Below are 23,636 nucleotides of genomic sequence, written 5' to 3'. Positions count from 1 at the left end.
ACTTATTAACAAGCAGAGAGAATTAACCCTACAGAAATTACGTTTTGTTAACGCTCAGTCCGGGGCCGCCGCCGCAGAAGGCACATTAATCCCCTTTCCGCCGCGGCTGGTTTTCCGCTATGGTAGAACGCTGTTCAGCCCAATGATTCAAAAGGTGAAATATGCTCTATCTGTTCTATTGCGAGGATCATCCTGACACCCTGGCCAAACGCCAGGCCGCCCGCCCGGAACATCTGGCTCGTTTGCAGGCGCTGCATGATGCCGGGCGTCTGGTTGTCGCCGGGCCACACCCGGCGGTGGACAGCAATGATCCCGGCGACGCCGGTTTCACCGGGTCGACGATTATTGCCGAATTCGAGTCGCTGGCCGACGCCCAGGCCTGGGCGGATGCCGAGCCCTATCTGGCGGCCGGGATCTATAAATCGGTGGTGGTGAAGCCGTTCCGCCGCACCTTTTGAGTGACCGGCAGCAGGGTTTCCCAAAATGCAAAACAGTCCCGTCAGGGACTGTTGTTTTCTCAGTAGTTCACCGCATTAAGAACCAGACGGCGCAGCAGCTGTTGGTGGTTTACCTCACGGATCCGGTAGATGTGCCGGTAGCGACGCGACTGGGCCTCCAGCCAACGGCTGCGGCGGCGTTGCTGTTGACGCAGCATCCGCCAGCGTCCCACTTCATTTCTGGTGCGTTTCATTGCAATAATTCTCAGTTCTTGGGTGACGGGGGCATTATAGGCATTTCATTTTGTGAGCCAAGTCTAAAAATGCTGCGGTAAATCCCTGCTTTCTCTCAGCCTTTTCCGGCAACCCCCGGCATACGCGGCCTCCGGCCTGTCCACGTCACAGGTCTGATCACTTTACCTGGCTGACTCCCTCTGCTTTATCTGGGACAAAAGGTTTCACCTTTCGTTAACTCTGCGTAAACTCAGTAAAACGGCTCGCGAACAGGATTTTTCGCCCTTATGACAACATTTTATACAGTGATCAGTTGGCTGATGGTATTTGGCTATTGGTTACTGATTGCCGGGGTCACCCTGCGGATTCTGATGAAACGCCGGGCAGTGCCGTCGGCGATGGCTTGGCTGCTGATTATTTACATTCTGCCGCTGGTAGGGATTGTGGCTTACCTCTCGTTTGGCGAGCTGCACCTGGGCAAACGCCGCGCGGAGCGCGCCAAGGCGATGTGGCCCGCCACCGCACGCTGGCTGGGCGAGCTTAAGCAGTCCAAGGATATTTTTGCCACGGAGCACAGTGAGGTCGCCTTGCCGCTGTTCCAGCTCTGTGAGCGCCGCCAGGGGGTGCCGGGGGTCAAGGGCAATCAGCTGCAACTGCTGACCACCTGTGATGACACCCTGAAGTCGCTGATCCGCGATATTGAACTGGCGCGCCATAATATAGAGATGGTGTTCTACATCTGGCAGCCGGGCGGGCTGGTCGATCAGGTGGCGGAATCGCTGATGGCGGCGGCGCGGCGCGGTATCCACTGCCGGCTGATGCTCGACTCCGCCGGCAGCCTGCAATTTTTCCGCAGCCCCTACCCGGCGATGATGCGGAACGCCGGCATTGAGGTAGTGGAAGCGCTGAAGGTTAACCTGTTCCGCGTGTTCCTGCGCCGCATGGACCTGCGCCAGCACCGCAAAGTGGTGCTGATCGACAACTATGTGGCCTATACCGGCAGCATGAATATGGTGGACCCGCGCTACTTCAAGCAAGATTCCGGCGTCGGCCAGTGGATTGACCTGATGGCGCGCATGGAAGGGCCGGTGGCGACTACCATGGGCATCGTCTACTCCTGTGACTGGGAGATCGAGACCGGGAAGCGCATCCTGCCGCCGGAGCCGGAGTCGACCATCATGCCGTTTGAGCAGGAGAGCGGCCACACGATTCAGGTGATCGCCTCCGGCCCCGGGTTCCCGGAGGAGATGATTCACCAGGCGCTGCTGACGGCGGCCTATTCCGCCCGTGAACAGCTGATCATGACCACGCCCTACTTCGTGCCCAGCGATGACCTGCTGCATGCCATCTGTACGGCGGCGCAGCGGGGGGTGGAAGTCAGCATTATTGTGCCGCGGAAAAATGACTCCCTGCTGGTGGACTGGGCCAGCCGCGCCTTCTTCAACGAACTGCTGGAGGCGGGCGTCAATATCTATCAGTTTGAGGGAGGGCTGCTGCACACCAAAAGTGTGCTGGTGGATGGGCAGCTCAGCCTGGTCGGCACCGTGAACCTCGATATGCGCAGCCTGTGGCTGAATTTCGAGATTACGCTGGTGATTGATGATGACGGCTTTGGGGCCGATCTGGCGCGGGTGCAGGAGGATTACATTGCGCGCTCTACCCTGTTAAATGGGAAAAAATGGCTGAACCGGCCATTATGGCACCGGATCGTCGAGCGGCTGTTTTACTTTTTCAGCCCGCTGCTGTAAAAAACGGGGCGGCGGAGATGACCGGGGGCGGATGTGCCTTTGGCGGCCCCGGTGTTAACGCGAAAAGGTTTTAAAAAGAGTGCGGCGGCCCATGCTATGCTGCTGATTCCCCCCTTTGACTCACGGGATTGTATATGGATCTGAATAACCGCCTGACTGAAGATGAAACGCTGGAACAGGCTTACGATATTTTTCTGGAGCTGGCGACCGACAATCTCGATCCTGCTGATGTGCTGCTGTTCAATCTTCAGTTTGAAGAGCGCGGCGGCGCGGAGCTGTACGACCCGGCCGAAGACTGGAGCGAGCACGTTGACCTCGATCTGAACCCGGACTTTTTTGCCGAGGTGGTGATTGGCCTGGCCGATGAGGATGGCGAACCGATCAATGACGTGTTTGCACGGGTACTGATCTGCCGCGAAAAAGATCATAAGTTCTGCCATATCCTCTGGAAAGAGTAACGCGGCCTGACTTCTCCTGCGGGCAGGCGGTGGTGCCGCCTGCCCGCTCTGCGTTTGCCCCACTTCTTTGCGCCCCGCTCTCCTTTTCAGCCCCTGACCGCACCTTTCTGCCGCCACACCTCGCGACAGGCTTCCTCAGCCCCCGCTGCCTGCCCCCTCTTTTATAGCCTGCAAGACAGCGCTACGTTAAGTTTGCCCGTACTGCTCAGGTGACCGAAAAACAGAAAACTAAGTATGTTGTAACTATATGGGAAATTTTCGGGGGATGCCCCTGTTGCTCCGCCAGGCATAAAAAAACACCGTGCCCGGGCACGGTGTTTGTGGTCACAGTCAGAGTTACAGCGGGTCCACCTTCAGGCAGGAGACCGCATGACGGAAGCTCCCTTCCAGCAGCGGCCGGGTCTGTGCGCACTCCGGCCCGGCAATCGGGCAGCGGGTACGGAAGACGCAGCCGGATGGCGGGTTGATCGGCGACGGCAGATCCCCTTCCAGCAACTGGATGACTTTCAGCTTCTCTTTGTCCGGGTCCGGGATCGGCACGGCGGACATCAGCGCGCGGGTATAGGGGTGCTGCGGGTTGTGGTAGACCTCATCGTAGGTGCCCAGCTCCACCGCATGGCCCAGGTACATCACCAGCACCCGGTCTGAAATGTGCTTCACCACCGCCAGATCGTGCGCGATAAAGATTAACGACAGCCCCATTTCCCGTTGCAGCTTCTGTAACAGGTTCACCACCTGCGCCTGGATTGAGACGTCCAGCGCGGAGACCGGCTCGTCACAGATAATCAGCTTCGGCTCCAGGATCAGCGCCCGCGCGATACCGATGCGCTGGCACTGGCCGCCGGAGAACTCATGGGGGTAGCGGTTCACCAGGTTAGGCAGCAGCCCCACCTTCATCATCATCGCTTTGACTTTCTCTTTCACCTCGGCACGCGGCATCTTCGGGTAGTAGGTGCGCAGCGGTTCCGCGATGATCTCCCCGATAGTCATGCGTGGGTTCAGCGACGCCAGCGGGTCCTGGAAAATCATCTGGATATCGCTGCGGGTGTCACGCCACTGCTCATCGTTCATATTGAGCAGATCTTTGCCCAGCCAGGCCACCCGGCCGCTGGTGGCTTTTACCAGGCCGATAATGGCGCGGGCGAAAGTCGATTTGCCGCAGCCGGACTCCCCTACCACGCCCAGAGTCTCCCCTTCGAACAGCCGTAAGGTTACCCCATCGACCGCTTTCAGGGTTTTTGACGGCTGCCAGAACCACTGTTTGCCGTCTTTGATATCGAAATGCACCTTCAGATCGGCGACTTCAAGCAGGACTTTCTTTTCAGCGACGCTGGTCATACTAACTCCTCCACCGGCTTAAAGCAGGCGCGCAGGCGCCCGTCACCAAAACGTTCCAACGGCGGTGCGGTGGAACAGATCTCCATCGCGTAGGGGCAACGCGGCTGGAAGGGGCACCCTTTCGGCAGGCGCAGCAGGTTGGGCGGGTTGCCGGGAATGGTCATCAGGGTTTCGCCTTCTGCGTCCAGGCGCGGTACCGCATTCAGCAGGCCGATGGAGTACGGGTGCGTCGGCTGGTAGAAGACGTCACGCGCGCTGCCGTACTCCATGGTGCGGCCGGCATACATCACCAGCACTTTGTCACAGATGCCGGCCACTACCCCCAGATCGTGGGTAATCATGATGATGGCGGTGTTGAATTCGCGTTTCAGTTCGTTCAGCAGCGTCATGATCTGCGCCTGTACCGTGACGTCGAGCGCGGTGGTCGGCTCATCGGCAATCAGCAGTTTGGGCTGGCAGAGCAGCGCCATGGCGATCATCACCCGCTGACGCATCCCGCCGGAGAACTCATGCGGGTACATCGTCATCCGTTTGCGCGCTTCCGGCATTTTTACCGCATCCAGCATCCGCACCGAGGCATCGAACGCATCGCGGCGGCTCATTTTTTTGTGCAGCTGCAACACTTCCATCAGCTGCTCACCCACCCGCATGTAGGGGTTCAGCGAGGTCATCGGATCCTGGAAGATCATGGCGATCTCTTCGGCGCGCAGTTTGTTGAGCTGCGCCTCCGGCAGGTTAAGAATCTCCCGCCCATTGAGTTTAGCCGAGCCGCCGATGCGGCCGTTGCTGGCCAGCAGGCCCATCAGGGCAAAGGCCGTCTGGGATTTGCCGGAGCCGGACTCCCCCACGATGCCGAGGGTCTCCCCGGCGCGCAGGTCGAAGTTGAGATCGTTGACGGCAGTGACGTCGCCGTCAGGGGTGCCGAAGGTCACGCGCAGGTCTTTGACATCCAGCAGGCTCGCCGCCGGATTATTGACAGTTATGGTGCTCATGGTTGCACTCCTTAACGATCTTTCGGGTCGAGGGCATCACGCAGGCCATCGCCGATAAAGTTAAAACAAAACAGAGTGACAACCAGGAAACCTGCCGGGAACAGCAGCAACCAGGGTGAAACTTCCATCGAGTTGGCGCCGTCACTTAACAGTGCACCCCAGCTGCTCAGCGGCTCCTGCGTGCCCAGCCCCAGGAAACTCAGGAAGGACTCAAACAGGATCATGCTCGGCACCAGCAGTGAGGCGTACACCACCACCACGCCCAGCACGTTCGGCACAATATGGCGCAGCACGATGTTGCGGGTAGAGACGCCGCCGACCAGCGCGGCCTCAATAAACTCTTTACGTTTCAGGCTCAGGGTCTGGCCGCGCACGATACGCGCCATGTCCAGCCACGACACCATGCCGATCGCCACAAAGATCAGCAAAATGTTCTGACCAAAGAAGGTCACCAGCAGGATGACGAAAAACATGAACGGGAAGGAGTTGAGGATCTCCAGCAGGCGCATCATCACCGAGTCGGTTTTGCCGCCGAGGTAACCCGAGAGCGAACCATAAAGCGTGCCGACAACCACTGCCACCAGCGCTGCCGCCACCCCGACCATCAGGGAGATGCGGCCGCCGATCGCCACGCGCACCAGCAGGTCACGCCCGGAGGAGTCGGTACCGAAATAGTGGCCGGAGGCCATATCGGGCGCGGCGGACATCATATTCCAGTCGGTATCATCATAGGTAAAGGCGGCAAGCAGCGGTGCCAGCGCCACGAACAGCGCAATCAGGCAGAGCACCACCAGGCTGGTGACCGCGGCGCGGTTATGCATAAAACGACGGCGGGCATCCTGCCACAGGCTGCGCCCTTCCACTTCCAGTTTTTCAGTGAAACTTTCCAGAGCTTCGCTGTTTTTCTTACTGACAATCATGAGCGTGCTCCAGCGTTAATAACGGATTTTCGGATCGATAACGGCATAGAGCACGTCAACAATCGCATTGAACAGAATCGTCAGCCCGCCGACCAGAATGGTCAGGCTCAGCACCAGCGAATAGTCGCGGTTCAGGGCGCCGTTCACAAACAGCTGGCCGATGCCCGGCAGGCCATAGATGGTTTCAATCACCATTGACCCGGTGATGATGCCGACAAACGCCGGGCCCATGTAGGACATCACCGGCAGCAGCGCCGGCTTCAGCGCATGGCGCAGGATAATGCGGCGCAGCGGCAGCCCTTTGGCGCGGGCAGTACGGATAAAGTTGGAGTGCAGCACCTCGATCATCGACCCGCGGGTAATACGCGCGATACTGGCGATATAGGCCAACGACAGCGCCACCATCGGCAGGATGATAAATTTAGGTGCCCCGCCGTTCCAGCCACCGCCCGGCAGCCACTTCAGGGTGATGGAGAAGATCAGCACCAGCAACGGCGCGACCACGAAGCTCGGTATCACCACCCCGGTCATCGCGAACCCCATGACGGTATAGTCCCAGCGGGTGTTCTGGTTCAGCGCGGCAATGACCCCGGCGGCAACCCCCAGCACCACCGCCAGCACGAACGCCGCCAGCCCCAGCTTGGCAGAGACCGGGAAGGAGGCCGCAACCAGATCGTTGACGGTATAGTCTTTGTATTTGAAGGAGGGGCCGAAATCACCTTTGGCCAGCTGCTCCAGATAGTTGAAGTATTGCTTATACATCGGGTCATTGAGGTGATATTTCGCCTCAATGTTGGCCATCACCTCAGGCGGCAGATTGCGCTCACCGGTAAACGGGCTGCCCGGCGCAAGACGCATCATAAAGAACGAGATGGTGATCAGGATAAAGAGTGTCGGAATCGCTTCCAGACAGCGACGGAAAATAAACTTTAACATTGCCCATACCTGTTTTTAAGCCGCAATCACGGCTTTATAACGACAGCTCACTCTCTTCATTATTATCAGCGGGCAGGCGCAGCGCCTGCCCGTTAACACCGGGTTTTACTTAGTGTTTAATAATGTAGAGGTCTTTAACGTAGACGTTGTCCTGCGGGTCTTTACCGGTATAACCACCGATATACGGTTTCACCAGACGCGCATTGACGTAGTAATAGACCGGGACAAGCACCGAGTCTTTATCCAGCTGCGCTTCGGCTTTCTGGTAAAGGTCAGCGCGTTCGCCGTCGGTTTTCACTGTCACGGTCTGGGCGATCAGCTTGTCAAACTCCTCACCTTTATAGTGGGCGGTATTGTTGCTGCTGTCGGAGAGCAACATGTTCAGGAATGACGTCGGCTCGTTATAGTCAGAACACCAGCCGGCGCGCGCCACATCAAAATTGCCCTGGTGGCGGGTATCCAGGAAGGTTTTCCACTCCTGGTTCTCCAGCTTCACATTAACGCCCAGGTTTTTCTTCCAGATGGACGCGGCGGCAATCGCCAGTTTTTTGTGCAGGTCAGAGGTGTTGTAGAGCAGGTCAAAGCTCAGCGGCTTGCCCGGGCCATAACCCGCTTCCGCCAGCAGTTTTTTCGCCTCTTCGTTGCGTTTTTCCTGCGTCCAGGTGAACCACTCCGGCTTGGTCAGCTTGCCTTCGGTGCCGTCGGTGTACGGCGGGGTAAAGCCGTAAGCCGGCAGATCGCCTTGGTTTTTCACCTTATTGACGATGATGTCGCGATCCAGGCCCAGTTTCAGCGCGGTACGCACACGCACGTCATTGAACGGCGCTTTCTGGTTGTTGATTTCGTAATAGTAGGTGCAGAGGTACGGGTCAACATGCACTTCAGTTGGGATCTCTTTCTTCAGCTTCTGGAACAGCTCAATCGGCATGTTGTTATAAGTCATGTCGATTTCACCGCTGCGGTAGCGATTGACGTCCGTGACTTCAGAGGAGATCGGCAGGTAGGTGACCTGGTTGATTACGGTGTGGGCGTTATCCCAGTATTGCGGGTTGCGCTCCAGCACGATGCGTTCGTTGACCGTCCAGTTTTTCAGCTTATAAGCGCCGTTGCTGACGTAGTTTTCCGGCTGCGTCCACTTGTCGCCAAACTTCTCAACGACCTTTTTGTTCACCGGCTTCATCGCCGTGTGGGAGAGCATTTTAACAAAGTAAGGCACCGGCTCGGTCAGGGTGACTTCCAGGGTGTGCGCATCCAGCGCTTTCACGCCCAGGGTATCCGGGCTTTTTTTGCCGGAGATGATGTCATCGATATTGGCGATATGGCCATATTGCAGGTAGCTCTCATACGGCGACGCGGTTTTCGGGTCGGCCAGGCGCTGCCAGCTGAACACGAAATCGTCTGCGGTGACCGGATCGCCGTTTGACCATTTCGCGTCTTTGCGCAGATGGAATGTCCAGACTTTGAAGTCTTTATTGTCCCAGCTCTCTGCCACGCCCGGCGTCACGCTGCCGTCTTTGACGGAGGTGTTCACTACCCCTTCCAGCAAGTCGCGGATAACGTTGGACTCCGGCACCCCTTCCACTTTGTGCGGGTCCAGGGATTGCACTTCCGAACCATTGTTACGCACCAGCTCCTGCTTGTCCGCCAGCTGAACGCCTGCCGGCACCTCTGCGGCAAAGGCGCTGCTCACGCTCATCATGCTGGTGGCTGCCATCACCGCGGCAGCCAGAACGGTTTTCTTTGTGATGTTGGTCATGCTCTTTTTAACTCCACTTTTTATTATGAACCTGCCGTTAGGCGGCAGGCGTACTCCGCGAACGGAGAGTGACTGCAGGCTGGCCGGAACGAAGGCCGCCCCGCAGTGGCTCACTTTGTACTGCCCTCAATGGGCACTACCCCTGATTTTTATTGTGTGGCCGCGCTCAGGGCGTGGTCCGGTAGTAATTTTTCAGATCGGTGAGATCCTGTGGGTCTTTGCCGGTAAAGCCGCCCACCGTGGGTTTGACCAGCCGGGCGCTGACGCGGTAGTAGACCGGGATCAGCGCGGAATCACTGTCCAGCTGGTTTTCCGCCTGCTGGTACAGATCGTGACGGGCGGCATCATCCGGGGCGGTCAGCGACGCGGCCATCAGGCGATCGAACGCGGCGCTTTGATAAAACATGGTGTTGTTGCTGCTGCCCGAGAGCGCCAGGGTGAGGAAGCTTGACGGCTCGTTGTAGTCCGCGCACCAGGTCGCCCGGGCGATGTCATAGTTCCCCTGACGCCGGGTCTCCAGCATGGTTTTCCACTCCTGGTTCTGCAGGGTGACCTGCGCGCCGAGGTTTTTGGTCCACATAGAGGCAGCAGCGATCGCCTGCTGTTTGTTCTGATCGGACGTGTTATAGAGCAACGCCAAGTTCAGCGGGTGCTGGGCGTCGTAGCCCGCCTCCGCCAGCAATTTGCGCCCTTCGGCGTTGCGCTGCTGCTGGCTCCAGCCGGCCCAGGCGGGCGCGGTAAACCCGGCACCGGCGGTATAGGGCGGCGTCAGGCCGTAGGCCGGGATCTGCCCCTGCCCCATGATTTTTTCTGTGATGATCTGCCGGTCCAGCCCCATTTTCAGTGCGGTACGGACGCGCACATCATTCAACGGCGGGCGGCGGTTATTCAGCTCATAGTAAAACGTACACAGCAACGGGCTGACGTGCAGTTGTGTGGTCAGCTCCTTTTTCACCATCGGGAACAGCGTCGGCGGAATGGCGCTGTTGGTGATGTCTGTATCACCGCTGCGGTAGCGGTTAACATCACTGACCTCTGAAGAAATCGGCAGGAAGGTCGCCTGCTCAATGACCGTGTTGGCGTTGTTCCAGTAGGTTGGGCTGCGTTCAAGTTCGATACGCTCATTCACTACCCATTTTTTCAGGCGGAACGCCCCGTTGCCGACATAGTTTTCCGGCTGGGTCCAGCGCTCGCCGAACTTCTCCACCACCGACTGTTTTACCGGCTTCAGGGCGGTATTGGCCAGCAGGGAGGCAAAATAGGGCACCGGCGCGCTCAGGGTGATCTGCAAAGTGTGATCATCCAGGGCGTTGATACCGAGTGCATCCGGCGTCTTTTTACCGGCCAGAATAGCGTCAATATTCTCGACTTTACCGAATTGCAGATAACTGCCGTAGGGCGACGCGGTTTTCGGGTCAACCAGGCGCCGCCAGCTGTACACAAAGTCCTGGGCGGTGACCGGGCTGCCGTCACTCCAGCGGCTGTTTTGACGCAGATGGAAAGTCCAGACTTTATAACCGCTGTTTTCCCACGCTTCTGCGACACCGGGTACCAGTTTGCCGTTGGAGTCGGTCTCGACCAGCCCTTCCAGAAGGTTAAGAATAATATTTGATTCGGGTACGCCTTCGACTTTTTGCGGATCCAGCGAGGAGACTTCTGAGCCGTTATTAATCACAATCGTCTGCTGTTTGGCCAGGGTGACTGACGCAGGTATTTGTGCAGCAAACAGCACAGGGGCGGGCAAAACGCCTGTCAGGGCAGCCAACATCGCCGCGCGAGCAGGTTTATTCAATATTGCTGTCACTGCCACACTCTCCTCCCTCGGGTTAAATGTCATTACATAAGACGTATTACTCAGCAAATTTCAGGCCTGCCTGTTTTTATGGCCTCAGGGCACATACGCAGGGTGGGTTCGAAAAATTATCAGAAGCTAAAATGTTGTGCCAATATATTTTACAGAAATGTTAAGTATTTCTCTTTTGTTGGCAGGCGCATCGGGAAAGAGCGGAAAAAAACACGGCATCTTTTCGCATTAATCCAATGAAAAACAGCAGGTTAAGCATTGTAAAACGCTATGTTATGACGCAGATACCTGTGGTATCCCAACAATCTAAAACAATGCATTAACATCCTTTTGGCGTAAAGGATAAATCGCTGTCCGGGCCTGATTAAACACTAATATCATCTCGTATGATGCTTCACAAGCCCCCCTGAATGATGTGACTAAATTAACATCAAGGAGAACAACGCCCCGGTTTTTTACCGCAGTAAGTTTAAGAAAAGTGAGAGAAATAATGGGTTGAACCCTATTCGTTCATTTACGGGGTTTTAATGCAACATTTTGGTGCAATTGCTGTTTTACCCAGCATATTTTGCACTGTTAACTGGCAGGAAAGGTGACAGCGTTATTGCCGTCCGGCCTGAGAGAAGAGCCGCTACAGGCCGGAAAAGGAAACAAAGCGAAGTGATAGAGAAAAAATAAATTTACAGTAAGCCGGGGAAAATAGTTTTGATACCGGTAACAATAAACTCGATACCCAGCGCCATCAATAACAGCCCCATAATACGGGTGACCACGTTAATACCTGTCTGCCCCAGCAACCTGACCACCAGCGGCGCGGCGCGGAACAAGAGCCAGCAGCAGAAAGAGAAAAAGGCGATCGCCAGCGTCAGCCCAAGCAGGTTTTGCCAGCTGTGATAACGGGAGCTCCACACGATTGTCGAACTGATTGCCCCCGGGCCTGCCATCAGCGGCAATGCCAGCGGCACCACACCCACACTTTCCCGGATGGCTGACTCCGACTTCTCCTGCTTATTTTGCTTATCTTCCCCTAACTTACCGCTGATCATCGACATGGCAATAGTCACCACCAGAATGCCGCCGGCAATCCTGAACGAGTCAATGGAGATACCGAAAAGATGCAGAATGGCATCCCCCAGAAACAGCGATGTACACAGGATAATGGCCACTGACAGATTGGCCGTCAGGTTGGTTTTATTCCTGCCGGCGGCGGCCTGGTAGCTGGTCATACTGATAAACACCGGCAGGATCCCAATCGGGTTGACCAGCGCAAAAAGTCCGACAAAAAATTTAATATATCCCGACAAATCCAGTAGTGTCTGGCTCACGCAGAACTCCGTCAACAGGCCATAAGAGTGACATTTTGAAGGCCGCTAATGTAATGGAATTAGCCGACATAATCCATCGGCATCCTCAGCATTTAATAGCGATATTTGAAGAGGTAAAGAAATAAAACGCTACCCTTCTCTCTTCTCTTTTTCTCAATCCTTTGCTTTTTCGCCAAAATAAAAAACTTTCCTTATCTATGCGACTGTTTCTCATTTCATCCTATGCTGAATGGTGTCAGCTTGGGGTTTTCTTGATCCAGATCAAATAACGCCACTTCAAGAGGAGTAAGATCACTTCATATTAAGAAACCACGAGATCCCATCCAACATCATCATAAGCGGCCGCTTTCTCCTTAAACGCCGCCGAGCCGCACACCGGCAAGCTCTTTCAGTAAATAAGCGATATTGCACTCTGCCCAGGGAGCCGGGCCACCCCCAAACCGGAGGAGTTCGTCAGAACTATACTTGGTGCGATGACAGCTCATTTACTAAAAGAGTTTAACCTTATCAGGAGAGCATTATGGCTGTAACGAATGTTGCTGAACTGAACGCGCTTGTTGCCCGTGTCAAAGAAGCCCAGCGTGAGTATGCTAACTTTACTCAGGAGCAAGTCGACAAAATTTTCCGGGCCGCTGCCCTGGCTGCCGCCGACGCCCGTATTCCCCTGGCAAAAATGGCCGTGGCGGAGTCCGGTATGGGTATTGTGGAAGATAAAGTCATTAAAAACCACTTTGCTTCTGAATATATCTATAACGCCTACAAGGATGAAAAAACCTGTGGGGTGCTGTCAGAAGATGATACCTTCGGGACTATCACCATTGCAGAACCCATCGGCCTGATTTGCGGCATCGTGCCCACCACCAACCCGACCTCAACGGCCATTTTCAAAGCACTCATCAGCCTGAAAACCCGTAACGGCATCATCTTCTCCCCGCACCCACGCGCCAAAAATGCCACCAACAAGGCCGCTGATATTGTGCTGCAGGCTGCCATTGCTGCCGGGGCACCGAAAGACATCATCGGCTGGATTGATGAGCCTTCTGTTGAGCTTTCCAATCAGCTGATGCACCACCCGGACCTGAACCTGATTCTGGCGACCGGCGGCCCGGGCATGGTGAAAGCGGCCTACAGCTCCGGTAAACCCGCTATCGGTGTGGGCGCCGGGAACACGCCGGTGGTGGTGGATGAAACCGCTGACATCAAACGTGTCGTGGCCTCTATCCTGATGTCCAAAACCTTCGATAACGGGGTTATCTGCGCCTCTGAACAGTCTGTGATTGTTGTCGATGCGGTCTATGATGCCGTCCGCGAACGTTTTGCCAGCCATGGCGGCTACCTGCTGCGCGGCCAGGAACTGAAAGCCGTTCAGGATATTATTCTGAAAAACGGTGGCCTGAATGCCGCCATCGTGGGCCAGCCAGCCTCTAAAATTGCTGAGATGGCGGGCATCCGGGTACCGGCGTCCACGAAAGTATTGATTGGCGAAGTCGCGATGGTGGATGAGTCTGAGCCTTTCGCGCATGAAAAACTCTCACCGACGCTGGCCATGTACCGCGCCACAGACTTCCGGGATGCCGTCAGCAAAGCGGAAAAACTGGTGGCGATGGGCGGTATCGGCCACACCTCCTGCCTCTACACTGACCAGGATAACCAGCCGGAGCGCGTCAATTACTTTGGCGACAAGATGAAAACGGCCCGTATTCTGATTAACACCCCGGCCTCACAGGGCGGTATCGGTGACCTGTATAACTTCAAGCTCGCCCCGTCCCTGACGCTGGGCTGCGGCTCCTGGGGCGGTAACTCCATCTCTGAGAACGTAGGGCCGAAACACCTGATCAACAAGAAAACCGTCGCGAAACGAGCAGAAAACATGTTGTGGCATAAACTTCCGAAATCTATCTATTTCCGCCGCGGCTCCCTGCCGATTGCGCTGGAAGAAGTGGCAACAGACGGGGCTAAACGTGCCTTCATCGTGACTGACCGTTTCCTGTTCAACAACGGGTATGCCGATCAGGTGACCAGCGTGCTGAAATCCCACGGGATTGAAACCGAAGTCTTCTTTGAAGTTGAAGCTGACCCGACCCTGAGCATTGTGCGTAAAGGGGCTGAGCTGATGAACTCCTTCAAACCGGATGTCATCATCGCCCTGGGCGGCGGCTCCCCGATGGATGCCGCCAAAATTATGTGGGTAATGTATGAGCACCCGGAAACCCATTTCGAGGAGCTGGCGCTGCGCTTTATGGATATCCGTAAACGCATCTACAAATTCCCAAAAATGGGCGTGAAAGCAAAAATGATCGCCATCACCACCACGTCCGGTACCGGTTCAGAAGTTACGCCGTTTGCGGTCGTGACCGATGACGCCACCGGCCAGAAATACCCTCTGGCTGACTATGCGCTGACGCCGGACATGGCGATTGTTGATGCCAACCTGGTCATGAACATGCCGAAATCGCTGTGTGCCTTTGGTGGTCTGGACGCGGTTACCCATGCGCTGGAAGCCTACGTCTCTGTGCTGGCGAACGAATACTCTGACGGCCAGGCGCTGCAAGCGCTGAAACTGCTGAAAGAGAATCTGCCGCAAAGCTATCGTGACGGCGCGAAAAACCCGGTTGCCCGTGAGCGTGTGCATAATGCCGCGACCATCGCCGGCATCGCATTTGCCAACGCCTTCCTGGGGGTCTGCCACTCTATCGCCCACAAACTGGGTTCAGAGTTCCATATCCCACACGGCCTGGCGAACGCCATGTTGATCGCTAACGTTATCCGTTATAACGCTAACGACAACCCGACCAAGCAAACGGCCTTCAGCCAGTATGACCGCCCACAGGCACGCCGTCGTTACGCTGAAATTGCCGATCACCTTGGCCTGAGCGCTCCTGGCGACCGTACTGCCCAGAAAATTGAAAAACTGCTCAACTGGCTGGATGAACTTAAAACCGAGCTCGGTATTCCGACCTCCATCCGTGAAGCGGGCGTGCAGGAAGCTGACTTCCTGGCAAAAGTGGACAAGCTCTCTGAAGATGCCTTTGATGACCAGTGTACCGGGGCTAACCCTCGCTACCCACTGATCGCTGAGCTGAAACAGATTCTGCTGGACACCTACTACGGCCGTAAATTCACTGAAGAAGAGAAGGCACCGGCTGTGGAAGCGGTTACTGTCACTGAGTCAGGTAAAGCCGATAAAAAAGCGAAAAAATAAACCTGCCCTCTTGTGCTGCCTTTAACCAGGCACGCAATATGGCAAATGCAAAACCCGCCTTAACGGCGGGTTTTTTATTGGGAAGACAATGAAGAGGCTTATTCTGCGTCCTGACCGGTGCCGGCCAGCGCATCCCGGTAATGTTTGCGGCAAACCGACACATAACGTTCATTGCCCCCAATCACGACCTGCTCTCCTGCATGCAGCGGGCGACCATCCTGATCGAGGCGCAGTACACGGTTAGCTTTACGGCCACAATGGCAAATGGTCTTTAGCTCTACCAGTTTATCCGCCCAGGCCAACAGATATTGGCTGCCGATAAAGAGTTCACCCAGAAAATCCGTTCTGAGCCCATAACACAATACCGGAATATCCAATTGGTCGACGACGTCGCATAACTGGCTTACCTGACTTTTTGTCAGAAACTGGCTCTCGTCCAATAAAACACAATGCACCGGCTGCTGAACGTGCTCCTGGGTAATCATCGCCTGTAAATCTGTTTCCGCATTATAGAGCTGGGCCTGTGAGGAAAGCCCAATACGGGAGCTGACTTTGCCTACCCCAAAACGCCGATCAATTTCAGCAGTAAACACTAGGGTGCGCATACCCCGCTCCTGGTAGTTATAGGAGGATTGCAGCAGCGCAGTCGATTTTCCGGCGTTCATCGCGGAATAATAAAAATAGAGTTGAGCCATTGCCCAGTGCTCCTTATCACACCAAATCAAATTTGCGGGGAGTGTAACATAGCACTTCAGGCAGATCTTCTGCCGGTTTCCGCGCCCGGCGAGGTACGCCGAGGCGCAGGCTGATTAATTTAAGCGGGTGCAATAAAGTGAATAAGAAGCCAGCATTCTGATCGCTTCCCCACCTTGTTGCTTACGATTTTCTTACAAAATAGCGATATTAACGGCCGGCGCAGGAAAAGGGTAATAATAAAACAGGTTTTCATAATCAAAAAGTCGCGTTGACGCAATGAATTCAAATACCTGTCAGTGCCCTATTTATCTGCTGCCTTTTTTATCTCCCTTATGTTTATAGGCTATTTATGATTGAAAAAAGAATCGGTTTATACAATAAGTGCCTGAGTCACTGCATATTGGCTGTTGCAGAATTTAAACCTGAGCTCTATTATTACCGCGAATACCCCATAAGATAATTAGAGAGTAGGACAATGAGCGAAGCTTTGAAAATTCTGAACAACATCCGCACGCTGCGGGCGCAGGCAAGAGAGTGTTCTCTTGAAACGCTTGAAGAGATGCTGGAAAAGCTGGATGTTGTTGTTAACGAACGCCGGGAAGAAGAACAACACGTGGCTGCGGAAACAGAAGAACGTACCCGCAAACTGCAACAATACCGTGAGATGTTAATTGCTGACGGTATCGATCCAAACGAGTTAATGCAGACGCTGGCTGCCGCCAAGCCTGCCGGTAAAGCCAAGCGTGCTGCACGCCCGGCTAAATACCAGTATCAGGATGAAAACGGTGAAACCCGTACCTGGACTGGCCAGGGCCGCACTCCTGCGGTGATCAAAAAGGCTATTGATGAAGAAGGTAAATCGCTGGACGATTTTCTGCTGTAATTTTGTCCGCTGGTATTCTATTTCACCTGCCTAAAACAATACTCCCGACGGGGAGTATTTTTATATACATTTCTTTTACATTCCAAACACAAAAATAAAACAATAGAGCGACTTCAATAAAAAAAGGATGCCGAAGCATCCCTTTTTACACACCCGCCGGTTTATTGCTGGTAAAAATCACGATACCAGTCAACAAAGCGTTGAATACCCTGCGTCACGCTGGTTTCTGGCTTAAAGCCGATCGCGTCGTAGAGGGCCTGGGTATCCGCACTGGTTTCAAGCACATCCCCCGGCTGCATCGGCAGCAGGTTCTTTTTCGCTTCAATCCCCAGCGCGGTTTCCAGCGCCTCAATATAAGCCATCAGCTTCACCGGCTGGCTATTGCCGATATTGTAAACCCGGTAAGGGGCTGAACTGGTAGCGGCAGAGCCCTGCTCTACTGTCCAGGTGCTGTCAGCGTGCGGAATAACCGCCTGTAACCGGAGAATCGCTTCCGCAATATCATCGATGTAGGTGAAATCACGGCGCATCTCACCCCGGTTATAAACGTCAATCGCCTCGCCGGCCAGCATCGCCCGGGTAAACTTAAACAGCGCCATATCCGGGCGGCCCCAGGGGCCATACACGGTAAAGAAGCGCAGCCCGGTGGTCGGCAGGTTATAGAGATGCGAATAAGTATGTGACATCAGCTCATTCGCTTTCTTGGTCGCCGCATACAGAGACACCGGGTGATCGACCGAGTCTTCGGTAGAGAAAGGCATTTTCTGGTTCAGGCCGTAGACTGAGCTGGAGGAGGCGTAGAGCAGATGCTCCACCTTATTATGCCGGCACCCTTCCAACACATTCAGGTGACCAATCAGGTTGGCATCTGCATACGCCAGCGGATTCTCCAGCGAATACCGCACCCCAGCCTGCGCCCCCAGATGGATGACCCGCTGGAACGAGTGCGCGGCAAACAGCGCCGCCATGCCTTCGCGGTCAGCCAGGTCCAGCTTGATGAAGGTGAAACCCGGCTGTTCCAGCCTGGCCAGGCGCGCCAGCTTAAGATTGACATCGTAATAGTCATTCAGGTTATCGATCCCAACCACCTGATGGCCGGCAGCCAGCAGACGTTCAGTGACATGATAACCAATAAAACCGGCCGCGCCTGTTACCAGAAAATTCATACCTACCTCTTAATCGTGCACTTGCACCGATGCGCCGCGGCCGATGGCATAGTACGTGAAACCACGTTTGGCCAGACGCTCCGGATCGAAAAGGTTACGGCCATCGAAGATGACCGGCTGCTTCAGCGACGCCTTGATCACATCAAAGTCCGGCGCGCGGAAGTTCTGCCATTCGGTACAAATTACCAGTGCATCAGCGCCTTGCAAAGCAGCTTCTTTGGTCCCCATCAGTTTCAGGGAGTCACGGTGACCATAAATGCGCTGGGTTTCATCCATCGCTTCCGGGTCAAAGGCCTGAACCTGGGCACCTGCTTCCCACAGGGTTTCCATCAGCACACGGCTGGACGCTTCACGCATATCGTCGGTGTTTGGCTTGAAGGAGAGGCCCCACAGTGCGAAGGTTTTGCCTTTCAGGTTGTCGCCGAACTCACGTTTGATGAACTGGGTCAGCTTATATTTCTGCTGGTAGTTCACGTGCTCTACCGCCTGCAGCAGTTTCGGCTGGTAGCCAATCTGCTCAGAGGTACGGATCAGCGCCTGCACATCTTTCGGGAAGCAGGAACCACCGTAACCGCAGCCCGGGTAGATAAAGTGGTAGCCGATACGGGAGTCAGAACCGATCCCCTGGCGCACTTTTTCAATATCCGCACCCAGAATTTCTGCCAGGTTAGCGATTTCATTCATAAAGCTGATTTTGGTCGCCAGCATACAGTTAGCGGCGTACTTGGTCAGCTCAGCACTGCGCACATCCATCAGGATCATGCGGTCGTGGTTGCGGTTGAACGGCTCATAAAGCTCGCGGATCGGCTCAATGGCCGCCGGGTTATCGGTACCGATAACGATACGCTCAGGGCGCATACAGTCAGCGACCGCGGCCCCCTCTTTCAGGAACTCCGGGTTGGAGACCACATCGAAGGCGATCTCTGCGCCGCGCTGTTTCAGGGTGTCGGCCATCACGGCGCGCACTTTGTCAGCCGTACCAACCGGCACCGTTGATTTGTCGATCACCACTTTGCGATCGGTCATGTGCTGGGCGATGGTGCGCGCCACGGCGGTGACATATTTCAGGTCAGCGGAGCCATCTTCATCCGGCGGGGTGCCCACGGCAATGAACTGCATTACACCGTGCGCCACGCCCTGCTCGGCGTTGGTGGTGAACTGGAGGCGGCCGGCTTCGTAGTTTTGCTGGACCAGCGGGGTCAGGCCCGGTTCATAAATCGGGATGATGCCTTTTTTCAGGTTCTCGACCTTGCGCTCATCCACATCCACACAGAGTACATCATGGCCAACTTCAGCTAGGACGGCAGCTTGCACCAAACCGACATAACCAATACCAAAAACTGTTACTTTCATTGGAAAATCCTAGTTTTTAAAATTGAAAAGAAAAAGTGTGTTACGCGTGCCCGGCAGTGCGTTCGTCCTGTTGCTTGACGAAACCGGCTACCCAGTCACTGAATGCGTTGCCCAGCCCCGGATGGCGCATACCATACTCAACAAAGGCCTGCATATAGCCCATTTTGTTGCCGCAGTCATGGCTGACGCCCTGCAGGTGATACGCCTCAACGGTTTCGTTATCCATCAGCATGGCGATGGCATCCGTCAGCTGGATCTCGTCACCGGCACCCGGCTCCGTTTTCGCCAGCAGCGGCCAGATCTCCGCAGAGAGCACGTAACGGCCAACCACCGCCAAATTAGACGGCGCGGTACCCGCGGCCGGTTTTTCCACCATGCCGACCATCGGGGCGCCTTCACCCGCGGCCAGTTCACGGCCCTGGCAATCTGCCACGCCATAATTGGAGACGTCGCTCTCCGGCACCGGCTCCACCAGGATCTGGCTGTGGCCGCTCTGCTCGAAACGGGCCATCATCTCAGCGAGGTTTTCTTTGGTCAGGTCAGCGGAATACTCATCCAGGATCACATCCGGCAGCACCACGGCGACCGGCTCATCCCCTACCAGCGGCTGAGCGCAGAGGATCGCATGGCCGAGGCCTTTGGCCTCACCCTGACGCACCTGCATGATGGTGACATGTTTCGGGCAGATCGCCTGCACTTCTTCGAGCAGCTGGCGCTTGACGCGTTTTTCCAGCATGGCTTCCAGTTCGAAACTGGTATCGAAGTGGTTTTCGATGGAGTTTTTAGAGGAGTGGGTCACCAGGATGATCTCCTGGATGCCTGCGGCGATGCATTCGTTGACCACGTATTGAATCAGTGGCTTGTCCACCAGCGGCAACATCTCTTTAGGAATGGCCTTTGTCGCAGGCAGCATACGCGTCCCAAGCCCCGCGACAGGAATCACAGCCTTTTTTACTTTTCTATTTGGTGCAGACATTGACTATCTCTCTCTTGCCCGTTCATTTAATGAACATTAGCGGGTTTACCCTAAATTAGCGCTTTCGAGTATACCACCTTCATTCTGCCGCGCTTATTTCATATCGGGGTTTGAGAAAAATTAAGATAATTACCTAACCGCCTTTGTCTGCAATATATTGAAGTAGGTTAAAGAGGGAATATAAAAAGGAAGCAGCGCTTCCTTTTTTACAGATTAATCTGAGGACAACATTAAACGCAGCCGCCCACCGGCGCCCCACACCTGGCACTGCCAGGCTGCGCAACGCTGTGAAATCTGGTTCGAATAGGTGGCCCCCAGCGTCCCGAGCGGTACCCCATTACTGAGCTGGATCTGATTTTCACCGGTGTTGACTGTGGCATGTAAACCTGCTGAGACCAATATTAAATTCTTATACTCAGCATGGTAATAACCCAACAGCAGCGGGAATTGCCCCTCCAGATGGGCCTGTTTTAATAACTGGTTAACCTGCTTTAAAATAGTGGACATCTGCGGCAAACGCTGGCGCTGATTGGTTAAATGGTCACGTAATAGCCCATTGAATATCGCCCGCAACAGCAGCGCCGCTAATACGCCATTTTCACCTGCGCGCGTCACATCCAGGCAATAAAATGCCAGATCGTTTGGTGATAAGGCAGCCACATCCAGCACCAGCCCCGGGTGTTCCGCCATGGTGAGCTGCCGGTAATTAATACGGCAGTGTGCCAGCACCTGCTGCACCGGCGGCTGAAGCTGTTTCAGCAGTTTGGCCGCCTGTGCCGGGTCCTGGCAGAGTGCTGACCAGTCCTGGATCAGGTCATTCCCTTCCATCGCCTGTGAGGTAAACAGGTGAGGATACAGACATGCCAGCAGCGCCTCGCGCAGCCGGTTAAGATCGGTCAGCGGTTTCAACAGCACGTCTTCGACGCCCAGCCGCAAAACTTGTGCCACATCGCTCATGTTGTCGGTTGCGGAAATCACCAGTACCGGAATTTTATTTCCCTGCAGGCGGAGATTCTCGACGAACTCAATGCCGCCCATCTCAGGCATCGCCAGATCGCACAGGATCAGATCGGGTGACACCTCTTCTACAGCTGATAACGCTTCCAGGCCATTCTCCGCTTCGCTGGTGGTTGCGCCCAGCGTTTTCAGGTAGCCGACAAGCACCGAGCGAAAGACGGCTTCGTCCTCCACGATCAGGATATGCTTGCTTGTTAACGGTTTATCCATCTGGCCCCCTTGCTCACTCCTCTTTAATAGTGGCCTAAAAAGCGGTTTTTCGCATGTCTGAAAATAGGGTTAGTGCACCAAACTGGTGAGAAACCCGCCTGCCGACTCACTTTTTTCACGAAACAAAGTTTTTTAGAACCGAACTTATTTTGCGGCCTGGCGCATTAAACAGCCAGAAACGGCGATCGTACCCAATGTTGGCGTACAGGTAAACGCTTGCGCTCGCCCCTGCCCCTGCGCCGACGGACGGCGGGCAGCTGAAACACACGTGCAACGTGCAGGCTGCATTGTCAGCCGGCGATATTGTTAGGTAACATAGTCCGCCTATGTGATTCAAGTGCGCCGGTGCGCCAAACCTATTGTTAAATCAGGAGTCATTGTGTCTGAAACCTGCCCTTGCGGCACAGGCGAGCCCTATCGTCTCTGCTGCCGGCCTTACCACACGGGCGATGCTGTCGCCCCGACGCCGGTGGCCCTGATGCGTTCGCGCTATACTGCTTATGTCATGAACGATGTGCCCTACCTGCTGGCCAGCTGGCACCCGGACTGCCGGGCTGATCAGTGGCGGGAGAGCCTGGCGGAGAGCGCCGCGCACACGCGCTGGCTGGGCCTGCGTATCCTTGATGAGGCACCGGGATCCCATCCGGATGAAGGGTTTGTTGAGTTCGCGGCCCGTTTCAGCGAAGGCGACGATCCCCGGCCGCATCTGCTGCATGAACGTTCACGCTTTCTTCGCATAAATGAACGCTGGTACTATAGGGACGGAACCCACCTGCAAAGCGGCCGTAATGATGCCTGCCCGTGCGGGTCCGGGAAAAAATATAAGAAATGTTGCGGGCAGTAATTCCGGAACATTCCGAAACAGAAAAACACTCACACCATCGCAACGCCTACAGGATTACCCCCGATGCAACATCAGCACGTACAACGAAAGATTCTGCGCACCATCTGCCCTGATGCCAAAGGCCTGATCGCCAAGATCACCAATATTTGTTACAAGCATGAGCTGAATATCGTGCAGAACAACGAATATGTGGACCACCGCACCGGGCGGTTTTTTATGCGCACCGAGCTGGAAGGCATCTTCAACGACAACACGTTGCTGGCCGATCTGGACAGCGCCCTGCCCGCCGGTTCTGTGCGTGAGCTGCAGGCCGCCGGCCGCCGCCGGATTGTGGTGCTGGTGACCAAAGAGGCCCACTGCCTGGGCGATCTGCTGATGAAGAGCGCGTACGGCGGCCTTGATGTGGAAATCGCGGCAGTCATTGGCAACCACGACACCCTGCAGACGCTGGTAGAGCGTTTTGACATCCCGTTCCATCTGGTGAGCCATGAGGGGCTGACGCGTGAGCAGCATGATGCCCAGCTGATTGCACAGATTGACGAATACCAGCCCGACTACGTGGTGCTGGCGAAGTATATGCGCGTCCTGACGCCGCAATTTGTGCAGCATTACCCGAATCAGGTGATCAATATCCACCACTCTTTCCTGCCGGCCTTTATCGGCGCGCGCCCTTACCATCAGGCGTATGAGCGCGGTGTGAAGATCATCGGTGCCACGGCGCACTACGTGAATGACAACCTGGACGAAGGCCCGATCATCATGCAGGACGTGATTCACGTCGATCACACCTACACGGCGGATGACATGATGCGCGCCGGGCGGGATGTGGAGAAGAATGTGCTGAGCCGCGCCCTCTACCGGGTACTGGCGCAGCGGGTCTTTGTGTACGGCAACCGCACGGTTATCCTGTAACAGGGGCGCCGGGCGGTGAAAAAGGTGAAGAATGCACCGCCCGGGGTAAAAAATCGGCAAACAGATCCTTTTCTGCATTTCAAGGCTTTACAGCGCGGACGCATTTGATATGATGCGCCCCACTTACCGCGACAGCGGAAGCAAGCAAGGCCAGTGGTGGGGTTCCCGAGCGGCCAAAGGGAGCAGACTGTAAATCTGCCGTCACAGACTTCGAAGGTTCGAATCCTTCCCCCACCACCATTTTTCGATACCGCAGGGTATCACCCTCAGAGCAGCCGATTAGCCAGGCGGTTTTGAGTGAAGGAGAAATCCTTCTTACAATTCGCAAATCCACGAATTTCGTGGTGGGGTTCCCGAGCGGCCAAAGGGAGCAGACTGTAAATCTGCCGTCACAGACTTCGAAGGTTCGAATCCTTCCCCCACCACCAT

20 protein-coding genes and 2 tRNA genes are annotated in these 23,636 nt (G+C 55.3%); 9 read left to right on the top strand and 13 right to left on the bottom strand.

Going from position 1 to position 23,636, the window contains the following annotated elements; genetic code table 11:
• Positions 1–161: 161 nt before the first annotated feature.
• Positions 162–458 carry a YciI family protein gene (locus tag CYR32_RS14315; RefSeq protein ID WP_101825579.1) on the top strand — a complete coding sequence of 99 codons (297 nt, stop codon included), beginning with the start codon at positions 162–164 and terminating at the stop codon, positions 456–458.
• Between the two features lie 59 nt (positions 459–517).
• Here CYR32_RS14315 and CYR32_RS21450 read toward each other — a convergent pair whose 3' ends face one another.
• Positions 518–691, bottom strand: coding sequence for a YciY family protein (locus CYR32_RS21450; RefSeq protein ID WP_146000703.1), 174 nt, complete (start codon positions 689–691; stop codon positions 518–520).
• 267 nt (positions 692–958) lie between these two features.
• On the opposite strand from CYR32_RS21450, the gene cls reads away from it, so the two are divergent.
• Both cls and CYR32_RS14305 read left to right on the top strand, forming a co-directional pair.
• Positions 959–2,419 carry a cardiolipin synthase gene (gene cls, locus CYR32_RS14310; RefSeq protein ID WP_101825577.1) on the top strand — a complete coding sequence of 487 codons (1,461 nt, stop codon included), beginning with the start codon at positions 959–961 and terminating at the stop codon, positions 2,417–2,419.
• 128 nt (positions 2,420–2,547) lie between these two features.
• Positions 2,548–2,877, top strand: coding sequence for an HI1450 family dsDNA-mimic protein (locus tag CYR32_RS14305; protein ID WP_206602461.1), 330 nt, complete (start codon positions 2,548–2,550; stop codon positions 2,875–2,877).
• 336 nt (positions 2,878–3,213) lie between these two features.
• On the opposite strand, the gene oppF is transcribed toward CYR32_RS14305, so the two are convergent.
• The 7 genes from oppF to CYR32_RS14270 form a co-directional block, all read right to left on the bottom strand.
• On the bottom strand, positions 3,214–4,215 hold the full coding sequence (gene oppF, locus CYR32_RS14300; protein WP_101825574.1) for a murein tripeptide/oligopeptide ABC transporter ATP binding protein OppF: 1,002 nt from the start codon (positions 4,213–4,215) through the stop codon (positions 3,214–3,216).
• The gene (gene oppD / locus CYR32_RS14295) at positions 4,212–5,207 is read right to left on the bottom strand and encodes an ABC transporter ATP-binding protein (RefSeq protein ID WP_101825572.1); all 996 of its coding nucleotides are present in this window, start codon (positions 5,205–5,207) and stop codon (positions 4,212–4,214) included. Before oppD ends, oppF begins: the two co-directional genes overlap by 4 nt.
• An 11-nt stretch (positions 5,208–5,218) precedes the next feature.
• The gene (oppC, locus tag CYR32_RS14290; RefSeq protein WP_101825570.1) at positions 5,219–6,127 is read right to left on the bottom strand and encodes an oligopeptide ABC transporter permease OppC; all 909 of its coding nucleotides are present in this window, start codon (positions 6,125–6,127) and stop codon (positions 5,219–5,221) included.
• A gap of 15 nt (positions 6,128–6,142) precedes the next feature.
• Positions 6,143–7,063 carry an oligopeptide ABC transporter permease OppB gene (gene oppB / locus CYR32_RS14285; protein WP_101825569.1) on the bottom strand — a complete coding sequence of 307 codons (921 nt, stop codon included), beginning with the start codon at positions 7,061–7,063 and terminating at the stop codon, positions 6,143–6,145.
• Between the two features lie 109 nt (positions 7,064–7,172).
• On the bottom strand, positions 7,173–8,819 hold the full coding sequence (oppA, locus tag CYR32_RS14280) for an oligopeptide ABC transporter substrate-binding protein OppA (RefSeq protein ID WP_101825568.1): 1,647 nt from the start codon (positions 8,817–8,819) through the stop codon (positions 7,173–7,175).
• 166 nt (positions 8,820–8,985) lie between these two features.
• Positions 8,986–10,587, bottom strand: a complete 1,602-nt coding sequence (locus CYR32_RS14275; protein WP_101825566.1) for an ABC transporter substrate-binding protein — start codon at positions 10,585–10,587, stop codon at positions 8,986–8,988.
• A gap of 716 nt (positions 10,588–11,303) precedes the next feature.
• Positions 11,304–11,948 (bottom strand): YchE family NAAT transporter, encoded by a 645-nt coding sequence (locus tag CYR32_RS14270; RefSeq protein ID WP_072930797.1) that lies wholly within the window; start codon positions 11,946–11,948, stop codon positions 11,304–11,306.
• A 520-nt stretch (positions 11,949–12,468) separates the two neighbouring features.
• Between CYR32_RS14270 and adhE the strand changes: the two genes are divergently transcribed.
• On the top strand, positions 12,469–15,150 hold the full coding sequence (gene adhE / locus CYR32_RS14265; RefSeq protein ID WP_101825564.1) for a bifunctional acetaldehyde-CoA/alcohol dehydrogenase: 2,682 nt from the start codon (positions 12,469–12,471) through the stop codon (positions 15,148–15,150).
• Between the two features lie 98 nt (positions 15,151–15,248).
• Here adhE and CYR32_RS14260 read toward each other — a convergent pair whose 3' ends face one another.
• A complete protein-coding gene (locus CYR32_RS14260; RefSeq protein WP_101825562.1) occupies positions 15,249–15,845 on the bottom strand; it encodes a thymidine kinase in 597 nt (198 codons plus the stop codon).
• A 476-nt stretch (positions 15,846–16,321) separates the two neighbouring features.
• Here CYR32_RS14260 and hns point away from each other — a divergent pair, with 476 nt between their 5' ends.
• Positions 16,322–16,729, top strand: coding sequence for a histone-like nucleoid-structuring protein H-NS (gene hns / locus CYR32_RS14255; RefSeq protein ID WP_072930803.1), 408 nt, complete (start codon positions 16,322–16,324; stop codon positions 16,727–16,729).
• 161 nt (positions 16,730–16,890) lie between these two features.
• Here the strand turns inward: hns and CYR32_RS14250 are convergent, their stop codons facing one another.
• The 4 genes from CYR32_RS14250 to rssB form a co-directional block, all read right to left on the bottom strand.
• The gene (locus tag CYR32_RS14250; protein ID WP_101825560.1) at positions 16,891–17,895 is read right to left on the bottom strand and encodes an NAD-dependent epimerase; all 1,005 of its coding nucleotides are present in this window, start codon (positions 17,893–17,895) and stop codon (positions 16,891–16,893) included.
• A gap of 9 nt (positions 17,896–17,904) precedes the next feature.
• Positions 17,905–19,248: a UDP-glucose dehydrogenase family protein gene (locus CYR32_RS14245; RefSeq protein WP_101825558.1), complete on the bottom strand. Its 1,344-nt coding sequence runs from the start codon at positions 19,246–19,248 to the stop codon at positions 17,905–17,907.
• 40 nt (positions 19,249–19,288) lie between these two features.
• Positions 19,289–20,224 (bottom strand): UTP--glucose-1-phosphate uridylyltransferase GalU, encoded by a 936-nt coding sequence (galU, locus tag CYR32_RS14240; RefSeq protein WP_101825556.1) that lies wholly within the window; start codon positions 20,222–20,224, stop codon positions 19,289–19,291.
• A gap of 213 nt (positions 20,225–20,437) precedes the next feature.
• Positions 20,438–21,451: a two-component system response regulator RssB gene (gene rssB / locus CYR32_RS14235; protein ID WP_101825554.1), complete on the bottom strand. Its 1,014-nt coding sequence runs from the start codon at positions 21,449–21,451 to the stop codon at positions 20,438–20,440.
• Between the two features lie 379 nt (positions 21,452–21,830).
• Here rssB and CYR32_RS14230 point away from each other — a divergent pair, with 379 nt between their 5' ends.
• From CYR32_RS14230 to CYR32_RS14215, 4 genes are all read left to right on the top strand, one after another.
• Complete coding sequence (locus CYR32_RS14230) at positions 21,831–22,295, top strand: YchJ family protein (RefSeq protein ID WP_101825552.1); 465 nt, start codon at positions 21,831–21,833, stop codon at positions 22,293–22,295.
• A gap of 63 nt (positions 22,296–22,358) precedes the next feature.
• The gene (purU, locus tag CYR32_RS14225; protein ID WP_101825550.1) at positions 22,359–23,207 is read left to right on the top strand and encodes a formyltetrahydrofolate deformylase; all 849 of its coding nucleotides are present in this window, start codon (positions 22,359–22,361) and stop codon (positions 23,205–23,207) included.
• Between the two features lie 155 nt (positions 23,208–23,362).
• Positions 23,363–23,447 (top strand) — tRNA-Tyr (locus tag CYR32_RS14220).
• 103 nt (positions 23,448–23,550) lie between these two features.
• A tRNA-Tyr gene (locus CYR32_RS14215) sits at positions 23,551–23,635 on the top strand.
• Position 23,636 lies beyond the last annotated feature (1 nt).

The sequence above is a fragment of the Chimaeribacter coloradensis genome, assembly GCF_002858715.1.
Classification (GTDB): Bacteria; Pseudomonadota; Gammaproteobacteria; order Enterobacterales; family Enterobacteriaceae; genus Chimaeribacter; species Chimaeribacter coloradensis.
This window is presented reverse-complemented; position numbering and strand designations above follow the sequence as displayed.